At 35.4% G+C, this 20424-nt stretch carries 23 protein-coding genes; 17 read left to right on the top strand and 6 right to left on the bottom strand.

What is annotated here, in order from left to right; genetic code table 11:
• Positions 1-167: 167 nt before the first annotated feature.
• Positions 168-983, top strand: a complete 816-nt coding sequence (locus tag DES48_RS02235) for an N-acetylmuramoyl-L-alanine amidase (protein ID WP_113866503.1) — start codon at positions 168-170, stop codon at positions 981-983.
• A 46-nt stretch (positions 984-1029) separates the two neighbouring features.
• On the opposite strand, the gene lexA is transcribed toward DES48_RS02235, so the two are convergent.
• The gene (gene lexA / locus DES48_RS02230; protein WP_079709538.1) at positions 1030-1665 is read right to left on the bottom strand and encodes a transcriptional repressor LexA; all 636 of its coding nucleotides are present in this window, start codon (positions 1663-1665) and stop codon (positions 1030-1032) included.
• Positions 1666-1942: 277 nt separating this feature from the next.
• Here lexA and DES48_RS02225 point away from each other — a divergent pair, with 277 nt between their 5' ends.
• From DES48_RS02225 to DES48_RS02195, 7 genes are all read left to right on the top strand, one after another.
• On the top strand, positions 1943-2608 hold the full coding sequence (locus DES48_RS02225; RefSeq protein WP_113866501.1) for a YneB family resolvase-like protein: 666 nt from the start codon (positions 1943-1945) through the stop codon (positions 2606-2608).
• Between the two features lie 68 nt (positions 2609-2676).
• A complete protein-coding gene (locus DES48_RS02220; RefSeq protein ID WP_079709540.1) occupies positions 2677-2910 on the top strand; it encodes a DUF896 domain-containing protein in 234 nt (77 codons plus the stop codon).
• Positions 2911-3003: 93 nt separating this feature from the next.
• Positions 3004-5010, top strand: a complete 2007-nt coding sequence (tkt, locus tag DES48_RS02215) for a transketolase (RefSeq protein ID WP_113866499.1) — start codon at positions 3004-3006, stop codon at positions 5008-5010.
• Between the two features lie 158 nt (positions 5011-5168).
• Entirely contained in the window at positions 5169-5567 is a 399-nt protein-coding gene (sirA, locus tag DES48_RS02210) for a sporulation inhibitor of replication protein SirA (protein ID WP_113866497.1), read from the top strand.
• A 72-nt stretch (positions 5568-5639) separates the two neighbouring features.
• A complete protein-coding gene (locus tag DES48_RS02205; RefSeq protein ID WP_079709543.1) occupies positions 5640-5864 on the top strand; it encodes a YneF family protein in 225 nt (74 codons plus the stop codon).
• Between the two features lie 84 nt (positions 5865-5948).
• On the top strand, positions 5949-6452 hold the full coding sequence (locus DES48_RS02200) for a CcdC family protein (RefSeq protein WP_342769920.1): 504 nt from the start codon (positions 5949-5951) through the stop codon (positions 6450-6452).
• A 126-nt stretch (positions 6453-6578) separates the two neighbouring features.
• Positions 6579-7730 carry an ATP-binding protein gene (locus tag DES48_RS02195; protein ID WP_113866492.1) on the top strand — a complete coding sequence of 384 codons (1152 nt, stop codon included), beginning with the start codon at positions 6579-6581 and terminating at the stop codon, positions 7728-7730.
• Positions 7731-7756: 26 nt separating this feature from the next.
• Here the strand turns inward: DES48_RS02195 and DES48_RS02190 are convergent, their stop codons facing one another.
• Positions 7757-7867 carry a small acid-soluble spore protein P gene (locus DES48_RS02190; protein WP_079709546.1) on the bottom strand — a complete coding sequence of 37 codons (111 nt, stop codon included), beginning with the start codon at positions 7865-7867 and terminating at the stop codon, positions 7757-7759.
• Between the two features lie 207 nt (positions 7868-8074).
• On the opposite strand from DES48_RS02190, the gene acnA reads away from it, so the two are divergent.
• The gene (acnA, locus tag DES48_RS02185) at positions 8075-10786 is read left to right on the top strand and encodes an aconitate hydratase AcnA (RefSeq protein ID WP_113866488.1); all 2712 of its coding nucleotides are present in this window, start codon (positions 8075-8077) and stop codon (positions 10784-10786) included.
• Positions 10787-11112: 326 nt separating this feature from the next.
• Here the strand turns inward: acnA and DES48_RS02180 are convergent, their stop codons facing one another.
• Positions 11113-11262, bottom strand: a complete 150-nt coding sequence (locus DES48_RS02180; protein ID WP_113866486.1) for an FbpB family small basic protein — start codon at positions 11260-11262, stop codon at positions 11113-11115.
• 203 nt (positions 11263-11465) lie between these two features.
• Here DES48_RS02180 and sspN point away from each other — a divergent pair, with 203 nt between their 5' ends.
• The 5 genes from sspN (at position 11466) to DES48_RS02155 (ending at position 15329) form a co-directional block, all read left to right on the top strand.
• The gene (gene sspN / locus DES48_RS02175; RefSeq protein ID WP_113866484.1) at positions 11466-11609 is read left to right on the top strand and encodes a small acid-soluble spore protein N; all 144 of its coding nucleotides are present in this window, start codon (positions 11466-11468) and stop codon (positions 11607-11609) included.
• Between the two features lie 12 nt (positions 11610-11621).
• Positions 11622-11843 carry a small acid-soluble spore protein Tlp gene (tlp, locus tag DES48_RS02170; protein ID WP_425451844.1) on the top strand — a complete coding sequence of 74 codons (222 nt, stop codon included), beginning with the start codon at positions 11622-11624 and terminating at the stop codon, positions 11841-11843.
• Positions 11844-12321: 478 nt separating this feature from the next.
• Entirely contained in the window at positions 12322-14613 is a 2292-nt protein-coding gene (locus DES48_RS02165; RefSeq protein ID WP_113866480.1) for an AAA family ATPase, read from the top strand.
• On the top strand, positions 14607-15029 hold the full coding sequence (locus DES48_RS02160) for an acyl-CoA thioesterase (protein WP_113866478.1): 423 nt from the start codon (positions 14607-14609) through the stop codon (positions 15027-15029). The genes DES48_RS02165 and DES48_RS02160 overlap by 7 nt, the downstream gene beginning before the upstream one ends.
• Positions 15030-15329, top strand: coding sequence for a hypothetical protein (locus DES48_RS02155; protein WP_113866476.1), 300 nt, complete (start codon positions 15030-15032; stop codon positions 15327-15329). It abuts the gene before it with no gap.
• Positions 15330-15368: 39 nt separating this feature from the next.
• On the opposite strand, the gene yidD is transcribed toward DES48_RS02155, so the two are convergent.
• The 3 genes from yidD to plsY all read right to left on the bottom strand — a co-directional run bounded on the left by yidD (position 15369) and on the right by plsY (position 17262).
• Positions 15369-15602, bottom strand: a complete 234-nt coding sequence (gene yidD / locus DES48_RS02150; RefSeq protein ID WP_113866475.1) for a membrane protein insertion efficiency factor YidD — start codon at positions 15600-15602, stop codon at positions 15369-15371.
• Between the two features lie 10 nt (positions 15603-15612).
• On the bottom strand, positions 15613-16539 hold the full coding sequence (gene folE2 / locus DES48_RS02145) for a GTP cyclohydrolase FolE2 (RefSeq protein ID WP_113866473.1): 927 nt from the start codon (positions 16537-16539) through the stop codon (positions 15613-15615).
• Positions 16540-16674: 135 nt separating this feature from the next.
• Positions 16675-17262, bottom strand: coding sequence for a glycerol-3-phosphate 1-O-acyltransferase PlsY (gene plsY / locus DES48_RS02140; protein WP_113866471.1), 588 nt, complete (start codon positions 17260-17262; stop codon positions 16675-16677).
• A 147-nt stretch (positions 17263-17409) separates the two neighbouring features.
• Here plsY and DES48_RS02135 point away from each other — a divergent pair, with 147 nt between their 5' ends.
• From DES48_RS02135 to DES48_RS02125, 3 genes are read left to right on the top strand one after another with little or no spacing between them, the layout of a single operon-like run.
• Positions 17410-18387 carry an ABC transporter ATP-binding protein gene (locus tag DES48_RS02135; protein WP_113866469.1) on the top strand — a complete coding sequence of 326 codons (978 nt, stop codon included), beginning with the start codon at positions 17410-17412 and terminating at the stop codon, positions 18385-18387.
• The gene (locus DES48_RS02130; protein ID WP_113866467.1) at positions 18387-19910 is read left to right on the top strand and encodes an ABC transporter permease/substrate-binding protein; all 1524 of its coding nucleotides are present in this window, start codon (positions 18387-18389) and stop codon (positions 19908-19910) included. Before DES48_RS02135 ends, DES48_RS02130 begins: the two co-directional genes overlap by 1 nt.
• A 16-nt stretch (positions 19911-19926) precedes the next feature.
• On the top strand, positions 19927-20340 hold the full coding sequence (locus DES48_RS02125) for a CoA-binding protein (RefSeq protein ID WP_113866465.1): 414 nt from the start codon (positions 19927-19929) through the stop codon (positions 20338-20340).
• Positions 20341-20424 lie beyond the last annotated feature (84 nt).

Below are 20424 nucleotides of genomic sequence, written 5' to 3'. Positions count from 1 at the left end.
AAGATTTATTAAAATGGCTACAAGGATTAGAACATGTTTTTTAGATAGTAGAACATGTAATTTGTTTATTAGCAAGTAGACTAATACATCAATTTTTGAAAAGTAGGTAACAACCCACAGGAATTGATAACCTTCAACATATATAAGTAGTAGAAGGAGGTTGTATTATGGTTAAAATCTTCCTTGATCCAGGACATGGTGGCAATGATCCAGGAACTATTGGTAATGGATTACAAGAAAAAGATTTAACACTTGCTATCGCACGTGAATTACAACAAATATTAGAATCAAATTATAAAGATGTAAATGTTCGTTTATCTAGGACAAAAGATAGAACAGTTAGTTTAAATCAACGGACAAGTGCAGCGAACCAATGGAACGCAGATTATTTACTATCTATTCATATCAATGCTGGTGGTGGTGAAGGCTTTGAAAGTTACATTTGGCGCGGGAATTTTAATGGCAAATCAAGAACAGAAAAAATCCGAAGTGTGATCCATCGAGCAATTATTGATGAAATGAACTGGAGAGATAGAGGAGAAAAAGAGGCTAATTTTCATATGTTGCGTGAATCTACCATGCCTGCTGCTTTGACGGAGAATGGGTTTATTGATAATGAAGAAGAGGCTGAGCAAATGAAAACAAAGCAATGGATAAAAAAAGTTGCCATTGCCCATGCAAATGGAATTGCCGAAGCTATTAATCTGAATGAGGCGGAATCATCAGATGCACCAAAACCAGAGGAAGGTGCTTTTTATCGAGTCGTATGTGGTTCTTTTCGTAAACTAAAAAATGCCAAAGAACGTAAATATGTCTTAAACAAAAAAGGATTTCAAAGCTTTTTGTCGCCGTATCATGAAGAAGAGACAACCTATTATCGCGTAATTGTTGGGTCATTTCAAAACAAAAGTAATGCTGAAGATAGATTAAAAGAATTACAAAATATAGGTTTTGATTGCTTTATTACTGTTTTTGAAGAATAATGCGCATAAAAAAGCTTTACTCTTATTAGTGAGTAAAGCTTTTTCTTTAGTGTATGTGACGATAAAGTCCGATAACTTTCCCTAGAATAGATACATTCTTATAGATTAGAGGTTCCATCGTAGCATTCTCTGGTTGTAAACGAATATGGTCTCGCTCTTTAAAGAAACGTTTTACTGTTGCTTCTTCTTCATCGGTCATCGCTACAACAATTTCCCCATTTTGCGCTGTCTGTTGTTGTTTCACAATAACCATATCCCCATCTAAAATACCTGCTTCAATCATACTTTCTCCTTCAATAATCAAAACAAAAATGGATTGATCTGTGGCATCGCCATGTGTTAGCGACATCGGTAATGGAACATACTCTTCAATATTCTCAACTGCTGTAATAGGTATCCCTGCTGTAACTTTTCCGATGACTGGTGCAAACGTTGCTTCCCCAGCGGCAATGCTCGGTTGCTCGTCTTCGAGTTCAAGTACTTCAATTGCTCTAGGTTTTGTTGGGTCTCTACGAATATATCCTTTTTTCTCTAAACGGGAAAGGTGACCATGTACAGTCGAGCTTGAAGCTAAACCAACAGCTTCCCCTATTTCTCTAACAGAAGGTGGATAACCTTTTGCTAGAACTTGTTCTTTTATGTAATCCAGTATTGCTTGCTGCCGCTTCGATATTTTTGTCATAAACGATCAACTCCGTACATATTTTATTAAAGTTAGTATACCATCTCATGTATAAAAAGACAAACATAAGTTCGAAAAAATAGTTGACAAGAACCTTTGTTCGTATACAATAGAAATCAGAGGCGAACATAAGTTCTTTATTAGATAGGAGGGATAAAAGGTGTTTAGTAAAATATCTAAAGCAGATGCTTTCTATTTCGTTTTATTTATACTTACGTTAGTATTTATGTATATAGGTTTAGTGACAGGTTGATTAATAGATTAGAGGGTTTTACATATGAAGGCAATTATTTATTGTAGAGTAAGTACGGATAAAGAAGAACAGGCTTCTTCTTTATCGAGACAAAAACAAGAGCTATTACAATTAGCAGAGAATGAAGGTTTTGAGGTTGTAGATGTCGTTCTAGAAAGAGAAAGTGGTTATGATATTGATCGAGAAGGTATGCTGCATGTATTAGAACAATGCACGACAGGAGAAGTTGATTGCTTACTTATTCAAGATGAAACAAGATTAGGACGAGGAAATACTAAAATCGCACTTTTTCATCAGTTTACGAAGCTAGGTATTAAAGTTTATGCTCTTTCGAACCAAGGTGAACTTCAATTATCTGAAGCCGATAATATGGTACTTCAGATTGTTGGCATCGTAGAGGAGTATCAACGTAAAATCCATAATATAAAAATAAAACGAGGAATGAAACGAGCGATGGATAATGGTTATAATCCTGAGAAAAATTTAACTAATCGTCACCATGCTGCTGGGCGAGAACGTATTAAATTTCCCATCGAAGAAGTAAAACGATTGCGTGATAATAAACTAACATTCACAGAGATTGCTTCTACACTACGCGGATTGGGGTATAATGTTTCAAAAGCTACCGTGCATCGGAGGTATCAAGAATACCTATCGCTTGAAAAAGAAGGATCATTTCATATAGAATGAAACCAAGGTCAAATTTTGATAAACCTTGGTTTTTATTTTTGTTATATTAGATTAAAAGGAGTAGCTTGATGTTATCTAAGGATAAATTGAATCGTATTAACGAGTTAGCGAAGAAATCAAAAGCAGAAGGATTAACAGCAAAAGAAAAAGAGGAGCAACAAGAATTAAGACAAGCTTATTTGAAGAATGTACGTAAATCATTTAAGAATCAATTTAAAGGTATGAAAATCGTTGATCCTAATGGTGAGGATGTTACCCCACAAAAAGTAAAAGATTTGCAAAAAGAAGACCAGAATAATTAATGTTTTGCGAATAATAATACTTGTATAATATCACATTTCATTATAGGATATAAATTGTACGTACATATTGTTAAAATTGAAAGGAGTATTACTATGGCAACTAATATGGAACAATTATCGATTAATACAATTAGAACATTATCCATTGATGCAATTGAAAATGCAAGCTCTGGACACCCTGGATTACCAATGGGGGCAGCTCCAATGGCATACACGCTTTGGACTGATTTTATGAGTCATAACCCCAAAAATTCCGACTGGTTTAACCGTGATCGTTTTGTTTTATCAGCAGGTCATGGCTCAATGTTATTGTATTCTTTACTTCATCTATCAGGTTATCAAGTAACGATTGATGATTTAAAAGGATTTCGTCAATGGGGCTCTAAAACACCAGGACACCCTGAGGTTACACATACAGACGGAGTAGAAGCAACAACTGGACCATTAGGACAAGGTATTGCAATGTCAGTTGGTATGGCAATGGCTGAACAACATTTAGCTGCAAAATATAATCGAGATAACTACAAAGTTGTTGATCATAATACCTTTGCTTTAGTAAGTGATGGGGATTTAATGGAAGGTGTTTCCCATGAATCTGCTTCACTAGCTGGTCACTTAGGTTTAGGAAAACTGGTTGCTTTATATGATTCCAATGATATTTCATTAGATGGTGAACTGAATCAAGCATTTTCTGAAAATGTTGAAGAGCGTTTTAAAGCATATGGTTGGCAAGTTATTCGAGTCGAAGACGGTAACGACGTGGAAGCGCTTCGAAATGCTATTAAAGAAGCTACAGCTAATACAGAACAACCAACTTTAATTGAAGTAAAAACAATTATTGGATATGGTTCACCAAACAAATCAGCTTCTTCAGCAGCACATGGTGCACCATTAGGTGATGATGAGATTAAGCTAACAAAAGAATTTTATGGCTGGGACCATGAGAATTTTCATGTTCCAGATGAAGTATATAAAGATTTTGAAACGAAAATCGTTGAACAAGGCCAAAAAGCAGAAGAAGAATGGAACAACCTATTTGCTAGCTACAAAGAAACTTATCCAGAATTAGGTAAAGAACTTAGCTTGGCAATGAAAGGTGAATTACCTGAAGGTTGGGAAAAAGAACTTCCTGTTTTTGAAGCGGGTGAAGATGCTGTGGCTACTCGTGCTTCTTCCGGTAAAGTATTAAACGGTGTTGCAAAAGCTGTACCATACTTCTTCGGTGGTAGTGCAGACCTAGCAGGTTCTAATAAAACAACCATTAATGATGAAAATGACTTCTCTAAAAAAGATTACACTGGGCGAAACGTTTGGTTTGGAGTTCGTGAATTTGCAATGGCTGCTGCGTTAAACGGTATGGCATTACACGGCGGTTTAAAAGTATTTGGAGGTACATTCTTTGTATTTAGTGATTACCTTCGTCCTGCTGTACGTTTATCAGCTATTCAAGAACTACCGGTAACATATGTATTAACACATGATTCTATTGCAGTTGGCGAAGATGGTCCTACACACGAACCGGTTGAGCAACTTGCTGCGTTCCGTGCAATGCCAAACTTGTCACTTATTCGTCCTGCTGATGGCAATGAAGTACAAGCTGCTTGGCGTTTAGCGTTAGAGTCTGAAAAACTTCCTACCATGCTGGTATTAAGTAGACAAAACTTACCAACGCTACCAGGTACGAAAGATAAAGCGTACGAAGGTGTGAAAAAAGGCGCCTATGTTGTTAGTCCTTCATCAAAAGAAACACCAGACGCCTTACTTTTAGCGACAGGTTCAGAAGTACAGTTAGCAGTGAAAGCTCAAGCTGAATTGAAAGAGAAAGGCTATGATGTGAGTGTTGTAAGCATGCCATCTTGGGATCGTTTTAAAGCACAAGATCAAGCTTATCAAAATCAAGTGATTCCACCTGCTGTAACAAAACGTTTAGCAATTGAAATGGCGTCTCCATTTGGATGGGAACGTTATGTTGGAGTTGAAGGAGATATCCTAGCAATTGATCAATTTGGCGCTTCCGCAAATGGAAATAAAGTTATGGAAGAGTATGGATTCACTGTAGAAAATGTAGTAGAAAAATTCGAAAACATGATGAAAAAATAAATTATAAGAAGTCTCACATGTGTGAGGCTTCTTTTTTACATAAACATTTATCATAATTAGTGTCCCTCTGACAAAATAACAGTTTTTTTATTTCTCTGTTTGACAGCATATGCAACGTTTAATTGGTATACTATGTCAAAAAAGTGGAGGACGAGCTTGTGGAAACTTATTATATGTTCTTTTTAGAAGATGAAGTACAAAATAATTATTTTTATAAATCAGGATTGCTTTGTCAATTTATTCGTTCCTATCTCTCCAACCCTGACAGAGAAGACTTGCGTGATCAATTTTTCTATATTACTCGTGTCATTAATCAAAAAGATCTAATGACATGTTTTAAAAATGATTTTCCTACATATAATTTTAATTTGATTGAACCATATTCTATCACCATGAGACCTCGATGGGTAGAAGTAGAATTTGATTCATTGCAATCAGCTTACAGTTTGTTTTTTCAATGGATCAAACAAATAAGAAAATGTTGTTTTATCGTTGAAAAGAATGGCGATAATTTTGGTTGGTTATCACCGCTACGAAAAGAATCCTTGCTTTCCTAGTTCATCTATTGTAATCTTACATATTGTCTACTATACTGTATTAGAGAGAATGTGAAGGAGGAAAAGACAGAAATGAGCACGGTGGTTTGGATAATATTACTTGTTGTTGCTTTACTTGCTGGTGTGGCATTAGGCTTTTTCATCGCGCGAAAATATATGATGAACTACTTAAAGAAAAACCCACCAATTAATGAACAAATGTTACGCACGCTAATGATGCAGATGGGGCAAAAACCATCACAGAAGAAAATAAATCAAATGATGCGTGCAATGAATAATCAAAATCAAACGAAATAATATCATTGGAATATTATATTCATGGTATAAGATGTGAACATTCTGAAATCCCTTGCGCCATTTATTTGGGCAAGGGATTTCTAAATGGTAAATCACAAGAAGGGACTCGATACAATGTATTTAGTTATTGCTACTACGATCATAGGTTTAATAATGGCTTCTACGATGATTATTATTCGTGCAAAAGTAGCAAAACGTCCAACGAATACGAAGCGTATTTTATTACCTCCTGTCTTTATGAGTACAGGAGCTTTTATGTTTGTTTTTCCTCAATTTCGGGTTTCTACACTTGAAATAGCGGAGGCTATCCTTGTTGGAATGTTTTTCTCAATTTTTTTAATAAAATCAACAGATTTAGAAATAATAGACCAGGAAATATATTTAAAACCGTCCAAGTATTTTATTGCTATATTAGTTGGATTATTAATTGTCCGCCTTGGCTTAAAGTGGATTGTTGGATCACACATTTCTTTAGGAGAAACAAGTGGAATCTTTTTTCTATTAGCTTTAGGCATGATTGTTACTTGGAGGATTGCTATGTATTTCAAGTATCGCAGGCTGATGCAAAATGTAAAATTAAATCAATAAATAATAAAGGAATTGTGCTTATTCTGTCATAAAAGGAAAAAACAACTAATATATTGGTATAGATTATGATATACTTGTGAAGTAACGATAGGACTATTATAAAATATTAGATAGTGGGGGATCATAATGGACGAAGTTGAAAGAGAGAAAAAAGAGCAACGTACTATTCGTTCTACATTTCATATTGATCATCTTCCTAATCCTTTTAAAATAGCGTATCTACCAGAACAGGTTCAAGATTGGATAGCAGGTCGAGGTTTTGATTTTGTTTCCGTGTGTTCCTATTCTGGGGAAATTATCTATCTAACTCCATCGGTTAAAAATGTATTAAGTTATGCATCATCAGAATTGATAGGTGAAAAAGCGCTTGATTATTTTGCACCAAAAGATAGGGAAACAATTGAACAAAACTTTATTTGTAATACAAAGAAAGTTCAAAATTTCTCAGTCGCTGTTCGCAATCTAACAGATAAATTTATTTGGGTTGATGTGGCCATCGCCTCTATTTATGTTAGTGAGATTAGTGATATAGTTTTTATTACATTGGTCAAAGATATAACTGATAAAAAAGAATCAGAAGAACTATTGATTCGTTCAGAAAAAATGTCAGTCGCCGGTCAGTTAGCTGCCGGTGTTGCACATGAAATTAGAAACCCTTTAACATCTTTAAAAGGATTTATTCAATTACTGCAAGCTGGAGTAGAACAGAAAGAGCAGTTCTACCAAATTATGATTGATGAAATTGAAAAGATTGACACGATTTCTTCAGAGCTATTGTTTATTGGTAAACCGATAACCGACAAACGTGAATTGGAAAAACTCTCTAAGATGATTAATGAAATTGTCACTTTATTAAATACACAAGCTAAACGGTATCATATTACGATAACCACATCGGTTCCTAAAAATATATCGCTTTTGTGCGATCGAACCCAAATAAAGCAAGTTTTAATTAATTTAGTTAAGAATGCTATTGAGGCCATGCCAAATGGTGGTAACATAAGTATTGATGCTACTACAAATGAAGACTGGTGCTATGTTTCTATTATAGACCAAGGCACAGGTATTCCTGAGTACCTTATACATAAGATTAACGAGCCTTTTTTTACTACCAAACCAGATGGGACAGGGCTTGGTTTAATGATATCGAATAAGATCATTGAAAATCATCAAGGAAAGTTGAGTATAGAATCTACTGAACTTGAAGGTAGTACGTTTACTATTCAATTACCTTGTTTTAACAATCAAAAAAAAGTGAGTGATAGCCAAGCATATTGATGAAATATGCTTGGCTATCTTATTGATTACATGTCATGGTGTGTATGTTGTTTTTGACGACTGTGATTCTTATTTTTTACTTTTTTTGAGCCACTTAATGGTTCATTTGGTTGTTGTTTCTTCTTCTTTTTTGGCACAATGCATACCTACTTTCTCTTTCTATGTTCATAGCTAGTATTAGTATTTGTGAACTTTATCAATTTATACGCAAAGTAAGCGTTAAACTGTCTAAAAATTTTACTTATTAACAGTTTTCTATTAAAATAAATAATACATACGTGTTTCACAATTTATGGAGCGGAGAGTTGTGAACAAGAGAGAGTTTTAAATGGGGGTATTTGGTTATGGTAAACAATTTTAATGATGTAAATGTAAAAAAGCACTTTGAATTGAACGGTAAAACGTATCATTTTTATCATTTAAAAGCACTGGAGGAAGCAGGGATTGGTAACATCACAAGATTACCATTCTCTATCCGTGTTTTATTGGAATCGTTAATTCGACAACACGATGGACGAGTGATTAAAGAAGAACACATTAATGGATTAGCAAAATGGGGAAAAACAGAAAAGACAGATGTACCATTTAAGCCTTCACGTGTTATACTTCAAGATTTTACAGGTGTTCCTGCTGTGGTTGACCTAGCATCATTAAGAAAAGCAATGGTTGATATGGGTGGTTCCTCTGACCAAATTAATCCCGAAGTTCCAGTTGATTTAGTTATTGACCATTCGGTTCAAGTAGATCAATATGGAACAAGACAAGCGTTACAAGCAAATATGGATTTAGAATTTGAACGCAATGCCGAACGGTATGAGTTTTTAAATTGGGCACAGAAAGCTTTTGAAAATTATCGGGCTGTTCCACCAGCTACCGGTATTGTTCACCAAGTTAACCTTGAGTATTTAGCAAATGTGGTTCATGCTGTCGAGAATGAAGACGGTGAAATGGAAGCTTACCCTGATACTTTAGTAGGTACGGATTCACATACAACCATGATCAATGGGCTTGGTGTATTAGGATGGGGCGTTGGTGGTATTGAAGCTGAAGCTGGTATGTTAGGTCAACCATCATATTTTCCGGCTCCTGAAGTTATCGGTGTGAAGTTCACCGGAAGTTTTCCAAACGGAACAACAGCGACCGATTTAGCTTTAAAAGTAACACAAGTACTTCGTGAGAAAAAAGTAGTTGGAAAATTTGTTGAATACTTTGGTCCAGGACTGCAAGATATGCCACTTGCTGATCGTGCAACTATTTCTAACATGGCGCCAGAGTACGGTGCTACGTGCGGATTTTTCCCTGTCGATCAAGAAGCGTTAAATTATTTACGTTTAACTGGGCGGAGTGAAGAACATATTGCATTAGTAGAAAAATATTGTAAAGAAAATAACCTATGGTATTCTCCAGAACAAGCCGATCCAGCATTTACTGATCTAGTTGAAATTGACTTATCAGAGCTTGAACCTAATTTATCTGGTCCAAAGCGTCCACAAGATTTAATTCCACTTTCTATGATGAAAGGATCGTTCCAAGAGGCAATTACCGCGCCAGCAGGAAATCAAGGTTTTGGGTTGGATAAATCAGAATTTAGTAAAGAAGTAATGATTGAGCATCCTAATGGAAAAACATCAACAATGAAAACTGGGGCAGTAGCAATCGCAGCGATTACTTCTTGTACCAATACATCCAATCCTTACGTTATGTTAGGTGCGGGATTACTTGCGAAAAAAGCTGTCGAAAAAGGATTAGCTGTACCGGAATATGTAAAAACATCTTTGGCACCAGGTTCAAAAGTTGTTACGCGTTATTTAGAAGATGCAGGCTTAATGCCGTATTTGGATCAGTTAGGTTTTAGTCTTGTAGGATATGGATGTACGACATGTATTGGTAACTCTGGACCATTATCACCAGAGATTGAACAAGCAATTGCAGATAATGATTTAACTGTATCATCAGTTTTATCTGGTAATCGTAACTTTGAAGGTCGTATTCATCCATTCGTGAAAGCTAATTATTTAGCATCTCCTCCTTTAGTAGTTGCTTATGCTTTAGCTGGTACAGTAGATATAAACATTAAAGATGAACCTTTAGGCGTAGATGAAGAAGGTAATGATGTCTTTTTCGATGATTTATGGCCATCAATTGATGAAATTCGTAATGAAGTTGAAAAAGTGGTTACACCAGAAATCTTCAAAAAAGAATATGAAAGTATTTTTGATGCAAATGAAAAATGGAATGCAATTGAAACAACAAATGAACCATTATATACTTGGAATGAAGATTCTACTTATATACAAAATCCGCCATTCTTTGAAGGGCTAACAAAAGAAGTAGACGAAGTAGAACCATTAGCTGATTTACGTGTCATTGGAAAATTCGGTGATTCTGTAACAACAGATCATATTTCACCAGCAGGTGCTATTGCTAAAGACATGCCAGCTGGTAAGTACCTACAGGAAAAAGGTGTCACGCCACGCCACTTTAATTCCTATGGATCAAGACGTGGAAACCACGAGGTCATGATGCGTGGAACGTTTGCTAACATTCGAATTAAGAACAAGTTAGCGCCAGGTACAGAGGGTGGTTTTACAACGTATTGGCCAACTGATGAAGTTATGCCAATCTATGATGCTGCTATGAAGTATCAGCAAACTAATACTGGATTAATGGTTATTGCAGGAAAAGATTATGGTATGGGTAGTTCACGTGACTGGGCTGCAAAAGGTACAAACCTATTAGGAATAAAAACTGTTATTGCTGAAAGTTATGAACGAATTCACCGAAGTAACCTTGTGATGATGGGCGTATTACCATTACAGTTTAAAGAGTCTGACTCAGCTGATCGTTTAGGCTTAACGGGGAAAGAAACGTATCGTATTCAAATTGATGGAACGGTAAAACCCAACGATAGTGTATCGGTTGTAGCTGAAAAAGAAAATGGAGAAAAGATCGCTTTTGACGTTATTGCTCGTTTCGACAGTGAAGTAGAGATCGACTATTATCGTCACGGTGGTATTTTACAAAATGTTCTACGAAATAAATTAGAAGCACAATAAAGAAAGAGACTGGAACAAAAGTGAATTAAGCTCTCGAAAAAGCAAAGCGGACGATAGATATAATTTTTATCTATCGTCCGCTTTTTGGTTAGGTGATATAACTAAGCAACTGGAAATATTCAAGACTCTAGCGGGACCAGCGTATGTTTTCGATGGGACGAGTAATCGCAGTCCCACGAGCCGAAGATCCACTTTGTAGAGCGTTTTTACAAAGTTAGCTGAATTCGTGCCCCCAGAACGTGAGTATATTTCCAGTTGCGACGGTTAGGCTCTCATCAATCATTTGTTTACTGCAGTTGAAAATTAGTTTTGTCCCGCACACTTTTTTAATTTGATTGATTGTTGTCTTTAATCGTTGCATGGATACGCGTATCGATTCGTTTTTCAATTTCTGCTAGTTGATGAACATCGTTTAATATTTTTTCACGGTTCATTGCAAAAAGTGTTTCAAAACTCATTTTTCCTTTGTTTTGCATACAAAACCCTCCTGTTGTTCATTTATAACTATTATTTCCATTTATCTGATAATTATAATTATAAAATGAAGTTAGGAGTAAAAGTTTATAAAATATAAGTGTTATGAATGAACATGCACTGATGTCAACCAACTTGTAACAATTTCATTTCTGTATAAAATACAGTACCTTAATTCACACTAGCTAGTGAAGGAGGGGTTTACATGAGCAATCCTAAACGTGATAGTGAGCAATTTCAGCCGGATGTATTAGGTACACAGCCAAGAAAGGCTAGAGCTAACAATGCGAAAAAAATGGGATTAAAGAAAGATCATAACCCTGAATTAGTAGATCAAAAAGGAAAGTAAGGAGGAACTATTGTGAAGAATCATCAACAACCAAATCCAGATGATCGATCGGATAATGTCGAAAAACTACAAGAAATGGTACAAAATACGATCGAAAACATTGAAGCATCACATGATACGATGAAATTTGCTAGTGATGAAGAAAAAGAAAATATTAAGCAAAAAAATAAAAGACGAGAAGACTCCATTGAGAGTATGCGTGCAGAGATAAAAGACGAGTATAAAGAACGATAATTTATTTTTATATCAATATTTCTAACGCTTGGATAACCTGTATATCCAAGCGTTTTAATATTGTTAAATAAACGAACAAAGAGTATTTAAATGTTATTCTTCTATTCGATTATCTAGCTGTTTGCGTATTTCATTTTCCATCGTACCTAACTTAATATCATTTCTATAAAGTAATTCAATAACTTTTTCATCTAATTCTGCGTAAGGTCGGGCTAAAGAGTGGCCTTCATCCTCAAAGAAAATACTAGAACTTTATTTTGGTGAATCGTTTCCTAATCCCAGTGACTGGATCAATCATATTTTTTTACTTCACTATCTTTTTTATCCTACTAACGATGGTAAAAAGGTCATGACACGAACACAATATCAAAGAAGTAAGCGGAACTGTTATTCTACTATTGTCTAGAAATGTGAGCACTGTAGCAAACGAAAAAAATTTTTTATGATAAAATGAAACAAGTGAAGGGAGCGTATCATTGTGAGTGAGGTAGCAAATACACAAACGATAAATGAAGATAAAATAACCAATTGGAAGTCACTTGATCAGCTTCCACCATTAACAGAAGTAGAAATACTTCGCGTGTTAGACGATGTGGAAAAAGAAAAACAGACAGTTGCCAATGAAACCATGGCATTGCTGTATACCATGCTTGCGTTTCATCGCTTAAAAAGGCATACAGAAACGGATCCTTTTGTCGACTTTTTATTGCGTAAGGCAGGGGATTATGACGCAACCATACCTGTATACCAATCTATACAGCAAATTAAATCCTATTACCAATTTTATTTAGCTTTAAGTGAACAACAATTTGAAGAGTGGGCGTTAAGAGAAACTGATTTTGCCCCAGTGAAATTAAAGAAAATGAACCAGTGGGTTGAGCGTCTGCAAAACCTATTAGATAGCACTACAATAGAATCTAGTAACGACTTGGAGATTGGGCGATTATATAAAAAAATAATACAACAAATAAATGATTTAATAGAAACATTAGAAGATGCTATTGCTATGTTAGAAAATAAACGAACTAGCGCACCAATTTCAAAAATTAATAATGATATACGAGCGTTAAGTAGTTTAAAAATTGATTTATATCATTCGATCCCAATGATTTTACAATCAAATGAAAATAAAACCGCACTAGACAAATTGCAGGAAATGGTTGGCTTAGCGGACATCAAAGACTATATGAATAAATATTATCATTATTTGAAATATCAAAAAGAGCGTAAAGAATTAGGGTTCCAAATGATTGATGAACCTGGACTGCATATGGTCATCACTGGAAATCCAGGAACAGGTAAAACAACCATTGCGCGCTTACTTGCTGAAATTTATTACGAACTTGGATTACTACAATCAAAAGAAGTAATCGAAGTTAACCGATCTCACCTTGTTGGTTCCTATGTCGGACAAAGTGAAGAAAATACCATTGCATATATAAAAAAAGCAATGGGTGGAATTCTATTTATAGATGAAGCATATAGCTTAAAACGTCAAGAACAACAGGGAAATGATTATGGCCAAGCGGTAATTGATACGTTGGTATCTGCGATGACAAGCAGTGAATATGAAGGGAAATTTGCTGTCATTCTAGCTGGCTATCCAGAAGAAATGAGACAATTTTTGTGGTCAAATCCTGGTCTTAGAAGTCGTTTTCCAGACCAAAATTTTATTTCACTTCCCGATTTTCAAATTAATGAATTATTACACATTGCGGAGAATACGGCTTTATCAAACGATTACTTTTTTACAACAGAAGCACGTCGACATTTTGAAACATTGATTGATCAAGCGAAAGTAGATGAAACATTTGGAAACGCTCGTACAGTTCGAGATTTAGTATTAAAGGCAATTTTTAATAAAGGTGCTGCTGAAACGATTGACGTCAATGATAATTGGATAGAGCACATGCGTATTGATAAAGAAGATTTAGATTTTATAGATAATCAATCAGACGGTGGCGATCCTATGGAACAGTTAGATGATCTTATTGGACTTAGTAATGTTAAACAAGAAGTGAAAAAGCTATCTTCTTTTGTCAAAGTACAGCAACAACGCAAACAACAAGGCTATCCAGCTGTACCAATTCAGTTGCATGCAGTATTCTCTGGAAACTCAGGAACAGGAAAAACAACTGTAGCAAAAATTTATTCTGAGTTGTTAAAAGATTGTGGTTTGTTGAAACGGGGACATTTCGTAATAGCTTCAAGAAGTGATTTAGTTGCTGGTTATGTTGGCCAAACGGCTGTTAAAACAAAACAAAAAATTCGAGAAGCTTTAGGTGGTGTTTTGTTCATTGATGAAGCCTATTCACTTTTTCGTGGGCAAAATGACTTCGGTAAAGAAGCCATTGATACTTTAGTAGATGAAATGACAAAACACAATGAAAACTTGGTTGTGATTTTAGCAGGATATAAACAAGAGATGCAGCAGTTTATTGATAGTAATCCGGGACTTGCTTCACGATTTAAAAAATATTTCCATTTTCTTGATTATAATGCAGATGAATTAATTCAAATTACCAATTATCATGTTAAAAATTATCAATATCAATTAGATGGAGACGCTGCGTCGTATTTATTTACCCAGTTTAACAATAACAAAATAAACGGCAATGCTCGTTTTGTTGTGAATCTCGTTGATGAAGCTATCCAATTTCAAGCCCTACGTTTAGAGGATTCAGAAGATAGTTCTGAAAACTTCTTACTACTTACAAAAGCAGATGTAGAAAAAGCTTGGCTAGCAGTGAAAGGAGAAAATGAATCATGAAAATAAAGACTCCGATACAAGTAAGATATCAAGAAACAGATCAAATGGGAGTTGTATACCATGCCAATTATTTAGTTTGGTTCGAAATTGGACGAACAGCATTTATTGAAGCTAATGGACTCAACTATCATGAAATGGAAGAACAAGGTGTCGTTTCTCCAGTAATCGATGTACATGTGTACTTTAAACAACCTATTCGCTATGGCCAAGATGCATTTGTGCATACATGGTTAGAAAACTATGATGGATTACGAACTACCTATGGCTATCAAGTGACCGATGCAGAAGGTAATATTGCTGTTAGTGGTACTTCACAACATGTGATTGTGAAAAAAGATAATTTTCGTCCTATTTCCCTACGTAAAAAGTTTCCTGAGTGGCATGAAGTATATTCCAACGCCTTGGAGGAGAAATAGATGGCCTTTGGTGTGAAACGAAGTGAACTAAATAAGTGGAAACAAGATGTACAAAATGGAAATATTGCTTTTTTAACGCATTACTGGTTAGACGATCGTTTTCCAGGTTGTGATACAGTTACAAAAGTAGGGTGTAATGATTTGACCAAATTGAAAAACTGGGGACAAAAATATCACTTGGCTCCTGAATGGATTCATCGTGATGAGTTATATCCTCATTTTGATTTATTTGGTGAACGGCAAAAAGAGATATTAACACAAGAAGGCGTCTGTGACCAAATTAAACGTTTTGGTTTATAATAGTATAAGGTTAAAAAAAGACGGACCAAGTTCAGTTCTTTAGGTCCGCCTTTTTGATTTCTTTTCTGGTACAGGGTCAAATCCACCAGGGTGAAAAGGATGACACTTTACTATTCTCCTAACACTCAGGTAGGTCCCTTTCATGGCACCAAATCGTCTCACCGATTCTAAGCTGTATTGAGAACAAGTAGGTTGAAATCGACAACTTGGCGATGTCATAGGACTAATAAATTTTTGATAAAACCGAATGATACCTATTAGTAAATATTTCATTTCAACCCTTCTATTCTTCACTTTTATCGTATGTTATTGAAGCGATCGCATCGTGTAAATGAATCGATTCTTCATTTTGACAAACGACATGAAATGCTTGCACGAACTCCATTTCATATAAATCAGCAGCAACGAGTCTAACCATGTCTTCGACAAATCGTGGATTCTCGTAAGCTTGTTCTGTAACCATTTTTTCATCTGGCCGTTTAAGAACAGGGTGGATTCTAGCACTTGCATTACTTTCAGCTGCTTCTAATAACGCTTGTTTCCAGTCGATTTTGTTTTCATCAAATGAATCTGCTAGCCCAATTTCCATCGAAACTTTACCGCGTTGATTGTGAGCGCTGTATTCACTAATTTCTTTTGAACACGGGCATAAAGTAGTGATCGTACCTGTGATTCCGGTTATGATATCATAACCGAGCTCTTTATCATAATTGATGCGAATATAAGCATCCGCATGGTTAAACCCACTTAAGTCAGAGGCTGGGCCTTTACGTTCAAAAAACCAAGGAAATGTTACTTCTAAGAAAGCATCATTGCGCTTAAGTCGTGCTGCTAATTCTTTTGTGAATTCTTTTAAATTTGACAGCGACACATCAAAGTTTCCATCTATTAAATAAGCATGTAACTGCTCAGTAAAACGGCTCATGTTGGTACCTTTACTATCTTTTGCTACTGAGGAAGAAAAACTAAACTCCCCAATTGAACTTTGGGTGGTAGGTTGTAATTGACTTGATACTTTGACAGGGTATTTAACGTTTGAGATTCCTACCGCGTCTAAATCAAATAAGTAATTATTTTGTGAGTTTTGTAGATCCGCCATAGCTTCTTTATCTGTAGGTTTTGTTTTTTTGCCTGGTTCTACAGAGCCAAATAATTTATGTCGTTCTTGTTTATTTGGTAATTGTTTTTTTCCATTTGTATTAATCCCCATTATGCTAACCCCTTTCAGTTGATAACCTATCTCAAAGTATAAGTTAAAAATAGTGTGCGTTCAATTTTTATGCTTTTTTATTCATTAAAGAAAAAATACTCAAAGGCAATCAGCTTTGAGTAAATATTGTAGAAGTTACATCCATTTAATTTTTGGTTCTGTTTTATTGATGATCCGCTTAATATTTGCTCTATGACGATAAATAACAAATATTGTCAATATAGTTGTTACAATAATTAGGCCAATATTTTGTAGCAAAGCGGAAGTAATAACTGCTACGATTCCGGTTACCATTGACGCGAGTGATACGTATTTACTTAAATACAACACTAGGAAAAAGGAAACTAAAATAATTCCGAATAAAAGTGGACTAAGCCCTAGTAACATGCCTCCGGAAGTGGCAACAGCCTTACCGCCTTTAAATCGTGCAAATACAGGATACATGTGACCAATAACTGCAAAAACACCGATAATTAAAGCATTCACACTAGCATCAACAGAAAATATTATCGGTAATAGTACGGCTAAAGTTCCTTTTAAAATATCAGCCAATGTAACTACTGTACCAGCTTTTATACCTAAGACACGAAACGAGTTGGTGCCCCCAAGGTTACCACTGCCGTGTTCTCTAATATCAATGTTATAAAATGTTTTTCCGACAATAAGTCCAGATGGGATTGACCCAATCAAATAAGCAAGTATTGCTAATAATACATAAGTCATATCATTTGCTCCTTTAATCTATTTCACAGTATCGTTATTTTAACACGAATTCTTATTACCATGTACTATAAATTTAGTAAACAAGTGAAATATGTGTTTCTTAAGCTTTGTAAATGGGTAACGTATAAATCAGTAGGAGGGGTAAATATGATAACTTTTGAACATGTAGATAAAGTATATCAAGATGGCACAGAAGCAGTAAATGATTTCTCTGTACATATAAAACAAGGTGAGATATTTACGTTAATTGGACCAAGTGGTTGTGGGAAAACAACTACGATGAAAATGATCAACCGTTTGATTACACCAACGAAAGGAACCATTAAGATAAATGATAAGGATATAACTTCTTATGATATTCATCAATTACGTTGGAATATTGGTTATGTACTTCAACAAATTGCGTTATTTCCACATATGACTGTTCGTGAAAACATTGAAATTGTTCCGCAAATGAAAAATTGGGAAAAATCACGGACAACATCTAGAATAACCGAATTATTAGATATGGTTGGATTAGAGCCAGAAAAGTTCATTAATCGAATGCCTAGTGAACTATCTGGTGGTCAACAACAACGAATTGGAGTTGTTCGTGCCTTAGCTGCAGATCCAGATATTATCTTAATGGATGAACCTTTTAGTGCGCTTGATCCAATTAGTAGAGAACAGTTACAAAAAGATATTCAAGAGCTTCAACAAAAAATCCATAAAACCATCGTTTTTGTTACCCACGACATGGACGAGGCATTAACTATCTCTGATCGTATTTGTTTAATGGATGAAGGGAAGATTATTCAAGTTGGTACACCACAAGAAATCGTATTGTATCCACAAACAGATCTTGTTAAGACATTTATTGGTGAGAAACGATCCGCGTGGCAAATGACAGTGAAAGATGTGTTACAACAACGGTTAGCTAAGCAAGAAACTATGAATAATAATAGTGAAAAAGTGTCTATTCAAGCGGATCAATTTTTGATTGAAGCAGTAAAATTGCTTGAAACTGAAGGAGTAAATCAACTTGTCGTACTCAAGGATAATCGGGCATTAGGGGTTATTCATGAAAGGGATATTTTACAATTTCTTCGCGAACGGATCACATCTAAGAATGGAGTGATCCAGTAATGCAACAGTTTTTATCTGTCTGGGAAGAACGTCAGTCAATGGTTTTTTCAACCATTCTAGAACATATCCAGCTGTCTGTACTGGCGCTACTAATTGCTATTGTTATCGCCGTCCCTTTAGGAATTATTTTAACGCGATATCAACGCATTGCAGAACCAATGATTGCAATTACAGCTGTATTGCAGACGATTCCAAGTTTAGCTATTTTAGCATTTTTAATCCCGTTTTTAGGCATTGGCACCAAACCAGCTGTAGTAGCACTTATTGTTTACGGTCTGTTACCAATCCTACGGAACACGTATACAGGAATTAATGAAGTAGACCCAGCTTTACGCGAAGCCGCAACAGGAATGGGGATGAATACGTATAAACGATTGATTAAAGTAGAGCTGCCGCTCGCAATGCCAGTCATTATGGCAGGAATCCGAACATCTATGGTTTTAATTGTCGGTACTACCACTGTAGCAGCACTAATTGGGGCTGGTGGACTTGGGGAATTAATTTTACTAGGTATTGATCGAGGTGGAGACATTAACTTAATCATCCTAGGTGCGATACCAGCAGCATTACTTGCAATTATACTTGATGGGTTACTTCGTTTTTTTGGCAAATCAGCAAAACGATCGCCTTTTAAGTCGATCTTGGTTACTTTAATCGTATTGGCCTTAATACTAGTGCCGTTTGCATTTAATCAAGAAAAAGAAGCTGATTTAGTAATCGGTGGAAAGTTAAATGCAGAACCTACCATATTAATAAACATGTATAAACTATTAATTGAAGATCAAACCGATTTAGATGTCGCTTTAGAACCTAATCTAGGAAAAACGACATTTGTTTTTAACGCATTAAAAAATGGTGACATTGATATCTATCCAGAATTTACAGGTACTGCGATTGTTACACATCTAGAAGAACAAACAAACAGTAATGAACCGAAAAAAGTATATGAACAGGCAAAAACGGAGATGATGGAAACATTTAATATGGCTTATTTGCAACCAATGAAGTACAATAACACTTACACACTATCTGTCAAAGAAAGCTTTGCTGAAGAAAATAATTTGACTTCTATTGCAGATTTACAAGCTATAGATGACGACATGACAGCGGGCTTTACCTTGGAATTTAAAGACCGAGAAGATGGCTATGTAGGAATCCAAGACAAATACGGAATTTCATTCGGTGAAATAAAAACAATGGATCCTGGTGTTAGACAGCAAGCAATCAAAAATGATGAAGTCGATGTGATTGATGCTTATTCTACGGAAGCATATATGGTAGAATTAGGATTAGTATCCTTAGAAGATACAGAGAATGTGTTCCCGCCTTATCAAGGCGCACCATTAATGCGACAAGAAACATTAGATAACTATCCTGAATTAGAGAGTATTTTGAATCAATTAGCTGGTTTAATTACCAATGAACAGATGAGAGAAATGAATTATCAAGTAGATTATGAAGACAAACAGCCCGAAGAGGTAGCGAGAAACTTTTTAACCGAACAAGGCTTATTATCACAATAATAAGGAGACATGTCACATGGATTATCAACATCCGTCAAAAGAAGAAATAAAAACGATTTTAGATAACGCGAAAACGATTGCTGTGGTAGGTTTATCCGATAATCCAGAACGAACTTCCTATCAAGTATCAAAAGCAATGCAAACGAATGGGTATCGGATTATACCTATTAATCCGACCATTGAGGAAGCATTAGGAGAAAAAGCTTATCCTTCTTTACAAGACGTACCAGAAGAATTTGATATTATTAACGTGTTTAGAAGATCTGTTTTTCTAAAAGATGTCGCTAAAGAAGCGCTCCAAACCAATGCACGTGTTTTCTGGGCCCAGCAAGGAATTTTTGATCAAGAAACCTACGAGTGGTTAACAGATCAAGGCTTTTCCGTTATTATGGATATGTGTATTAAAGTCGCACACGCGCTAACTAAATAAGTACAGTAAAAAATCTCTGTTTCGACAGAGATTTTTCATTGTTAAGTTACAAATCGTGCAAATAGACACTTTACGAAATCAAAC

It is taken from the genome of Paraliobacillus ryukyuensis, from assembly GCF_003315295.1.
In the GTDB taxonomy this organism is placed as follows: Bacteria; Bacillota; Bacilli; order Bacillales; family Amphibacillaceae; genus Paraliobacillus; species Paraliobacillus ryukyuensis.
This window is presented reverse-complemented; position numbering and strand designations above follow the sequence as displayed.

What these genes read in the sequence shown, in the direction of transcription:
- DES48_RS02235 (WP_113866503.1), top strand. Translation starts at nt 168, where the DNA reads ATGGTTAAAATCTTCCTTGATCCAGGACATGGTGGCAATGATCCAGGA.
- lexA (WP_079709538.1), bottom strand. Translation starts at nt 1,665, where the DNA reads ATGACAAAAATATCGAAGCGGCAGCAAGCAATACTGGATTACATAAAA.
- DES48_RS02225 (WP_113866501.1), top strand. Translation starts at nt 1,943, where the DNA reads ATGAAGGCAATTATTTATTGTAGAGTAAGTACGGATAAAGAAGAACAG.
- DES48_RS02220 (WP_079709540.1), top strand. Translation starts at nt 2,677, where the DNA reads ATGTTATCTAAGGATAAATTGAATCGTATTAACGAGTTAGCGAAGAAA.
- tkt (WP_113866499.1), top strand. Translation starts at nt 3,004, where the DNA reads ATGGCAACTAATATGGAACAATTATCGATTAATACAATTAGAACATTA.
- DES48_RS02205 (WP_079709543.1), top strand. Translation starts at nt 5,640, where the DNA reads ATGAGCACGGTGGTTTGGATAATATTACTTGTTGTTGCTTTACTTGCT.
- DES48_RS02200 (WP_342769920.1), top strand. Translation starts at nt 5,949, where the DNA reads ATGGTAAATCACAAGAAGGGACTCGATACAATGTATTTAGTTATTGCT.
- DES48_RS02195 (WP_113866492.1), top strand. Translation starts at nt 6,579, where the DNA reads ATGGACGAAGTTGAAAGAGAGAAAAAAGAGCAACGTACTATTCGTTCT.
- acnA (WP_113866488.1), top strand. Translation starts at nt 8,075, where the DNA reads ATGGTAAACAATTTTAATGATGTAAATGTAAAAAAGCACTTTGAATTG.
- DES48_RS02180 (WP_113866486.1), bottom strand. Translation starts at nt 11,262, where the DNA reads ATGCAAAACAAAGGAAAAATGAGTTTTGAAACACTTTTTGCAATGAAC.
- sspN (WP_113866484.1), top strand. Translation starts at nt 11,466, where the DNA reads ATGAGCAATCCTAAACGTGATAGTGAGCAATTTCAGCCGGATGTATTA.
- DES48_RS02155 (WP_113866476.1), top strand. Translation starts at nt 15,030, where the DNA reads ATGGCCTTTGGTGTGAAACGAAGTGAACTAAATAAGTGGAAACAAGAT.
- yidD (WP_113866475.1), bottom strand. Translation starts at nt 15,602, where the DNA reads ATGAAATATTTACTAATAGGTATCATTCGGTTTTATCAAAAATTTATT.
- folE2 (WP_113866473.1), bottom strand. Translation starts at nt 16,539, where the DNA reads ATGGGGATTAATACAAATGGAAAAAAACAATTACCAAATAAACAAGAA.
- plsY (WP_113866471.1), bottom strand. Translation starts at nt 17,262, where the DNA reads ATGACTTATGTATTATTAGCAATACTTGCTTATTTGATTGGGTCAATC.
- DES48_RS02135 (WP_113866469.1), top strand. Translation starts at nt 17,410, where the DNA reads ATGATAACTTTTGAACATGTAGATAAAGTATATCAAGATGGCACAGAA.
- DES48_RS02130 (WP_113866467.1), top strand. Translation starts at nt 18,387, where the DNA reads ATGCAACAGTTTTTATCTGTCTGGGAAGAACGTCAGTCAATGGTTTTT.
- DES48_RS02125 (WP_113866465.1), top strand. Translation starts at nt 19,927, where the DNA reads ATGGATTATCAACATCCGTCAAAAGAAGAAATAAAAACGATTTTAGAT.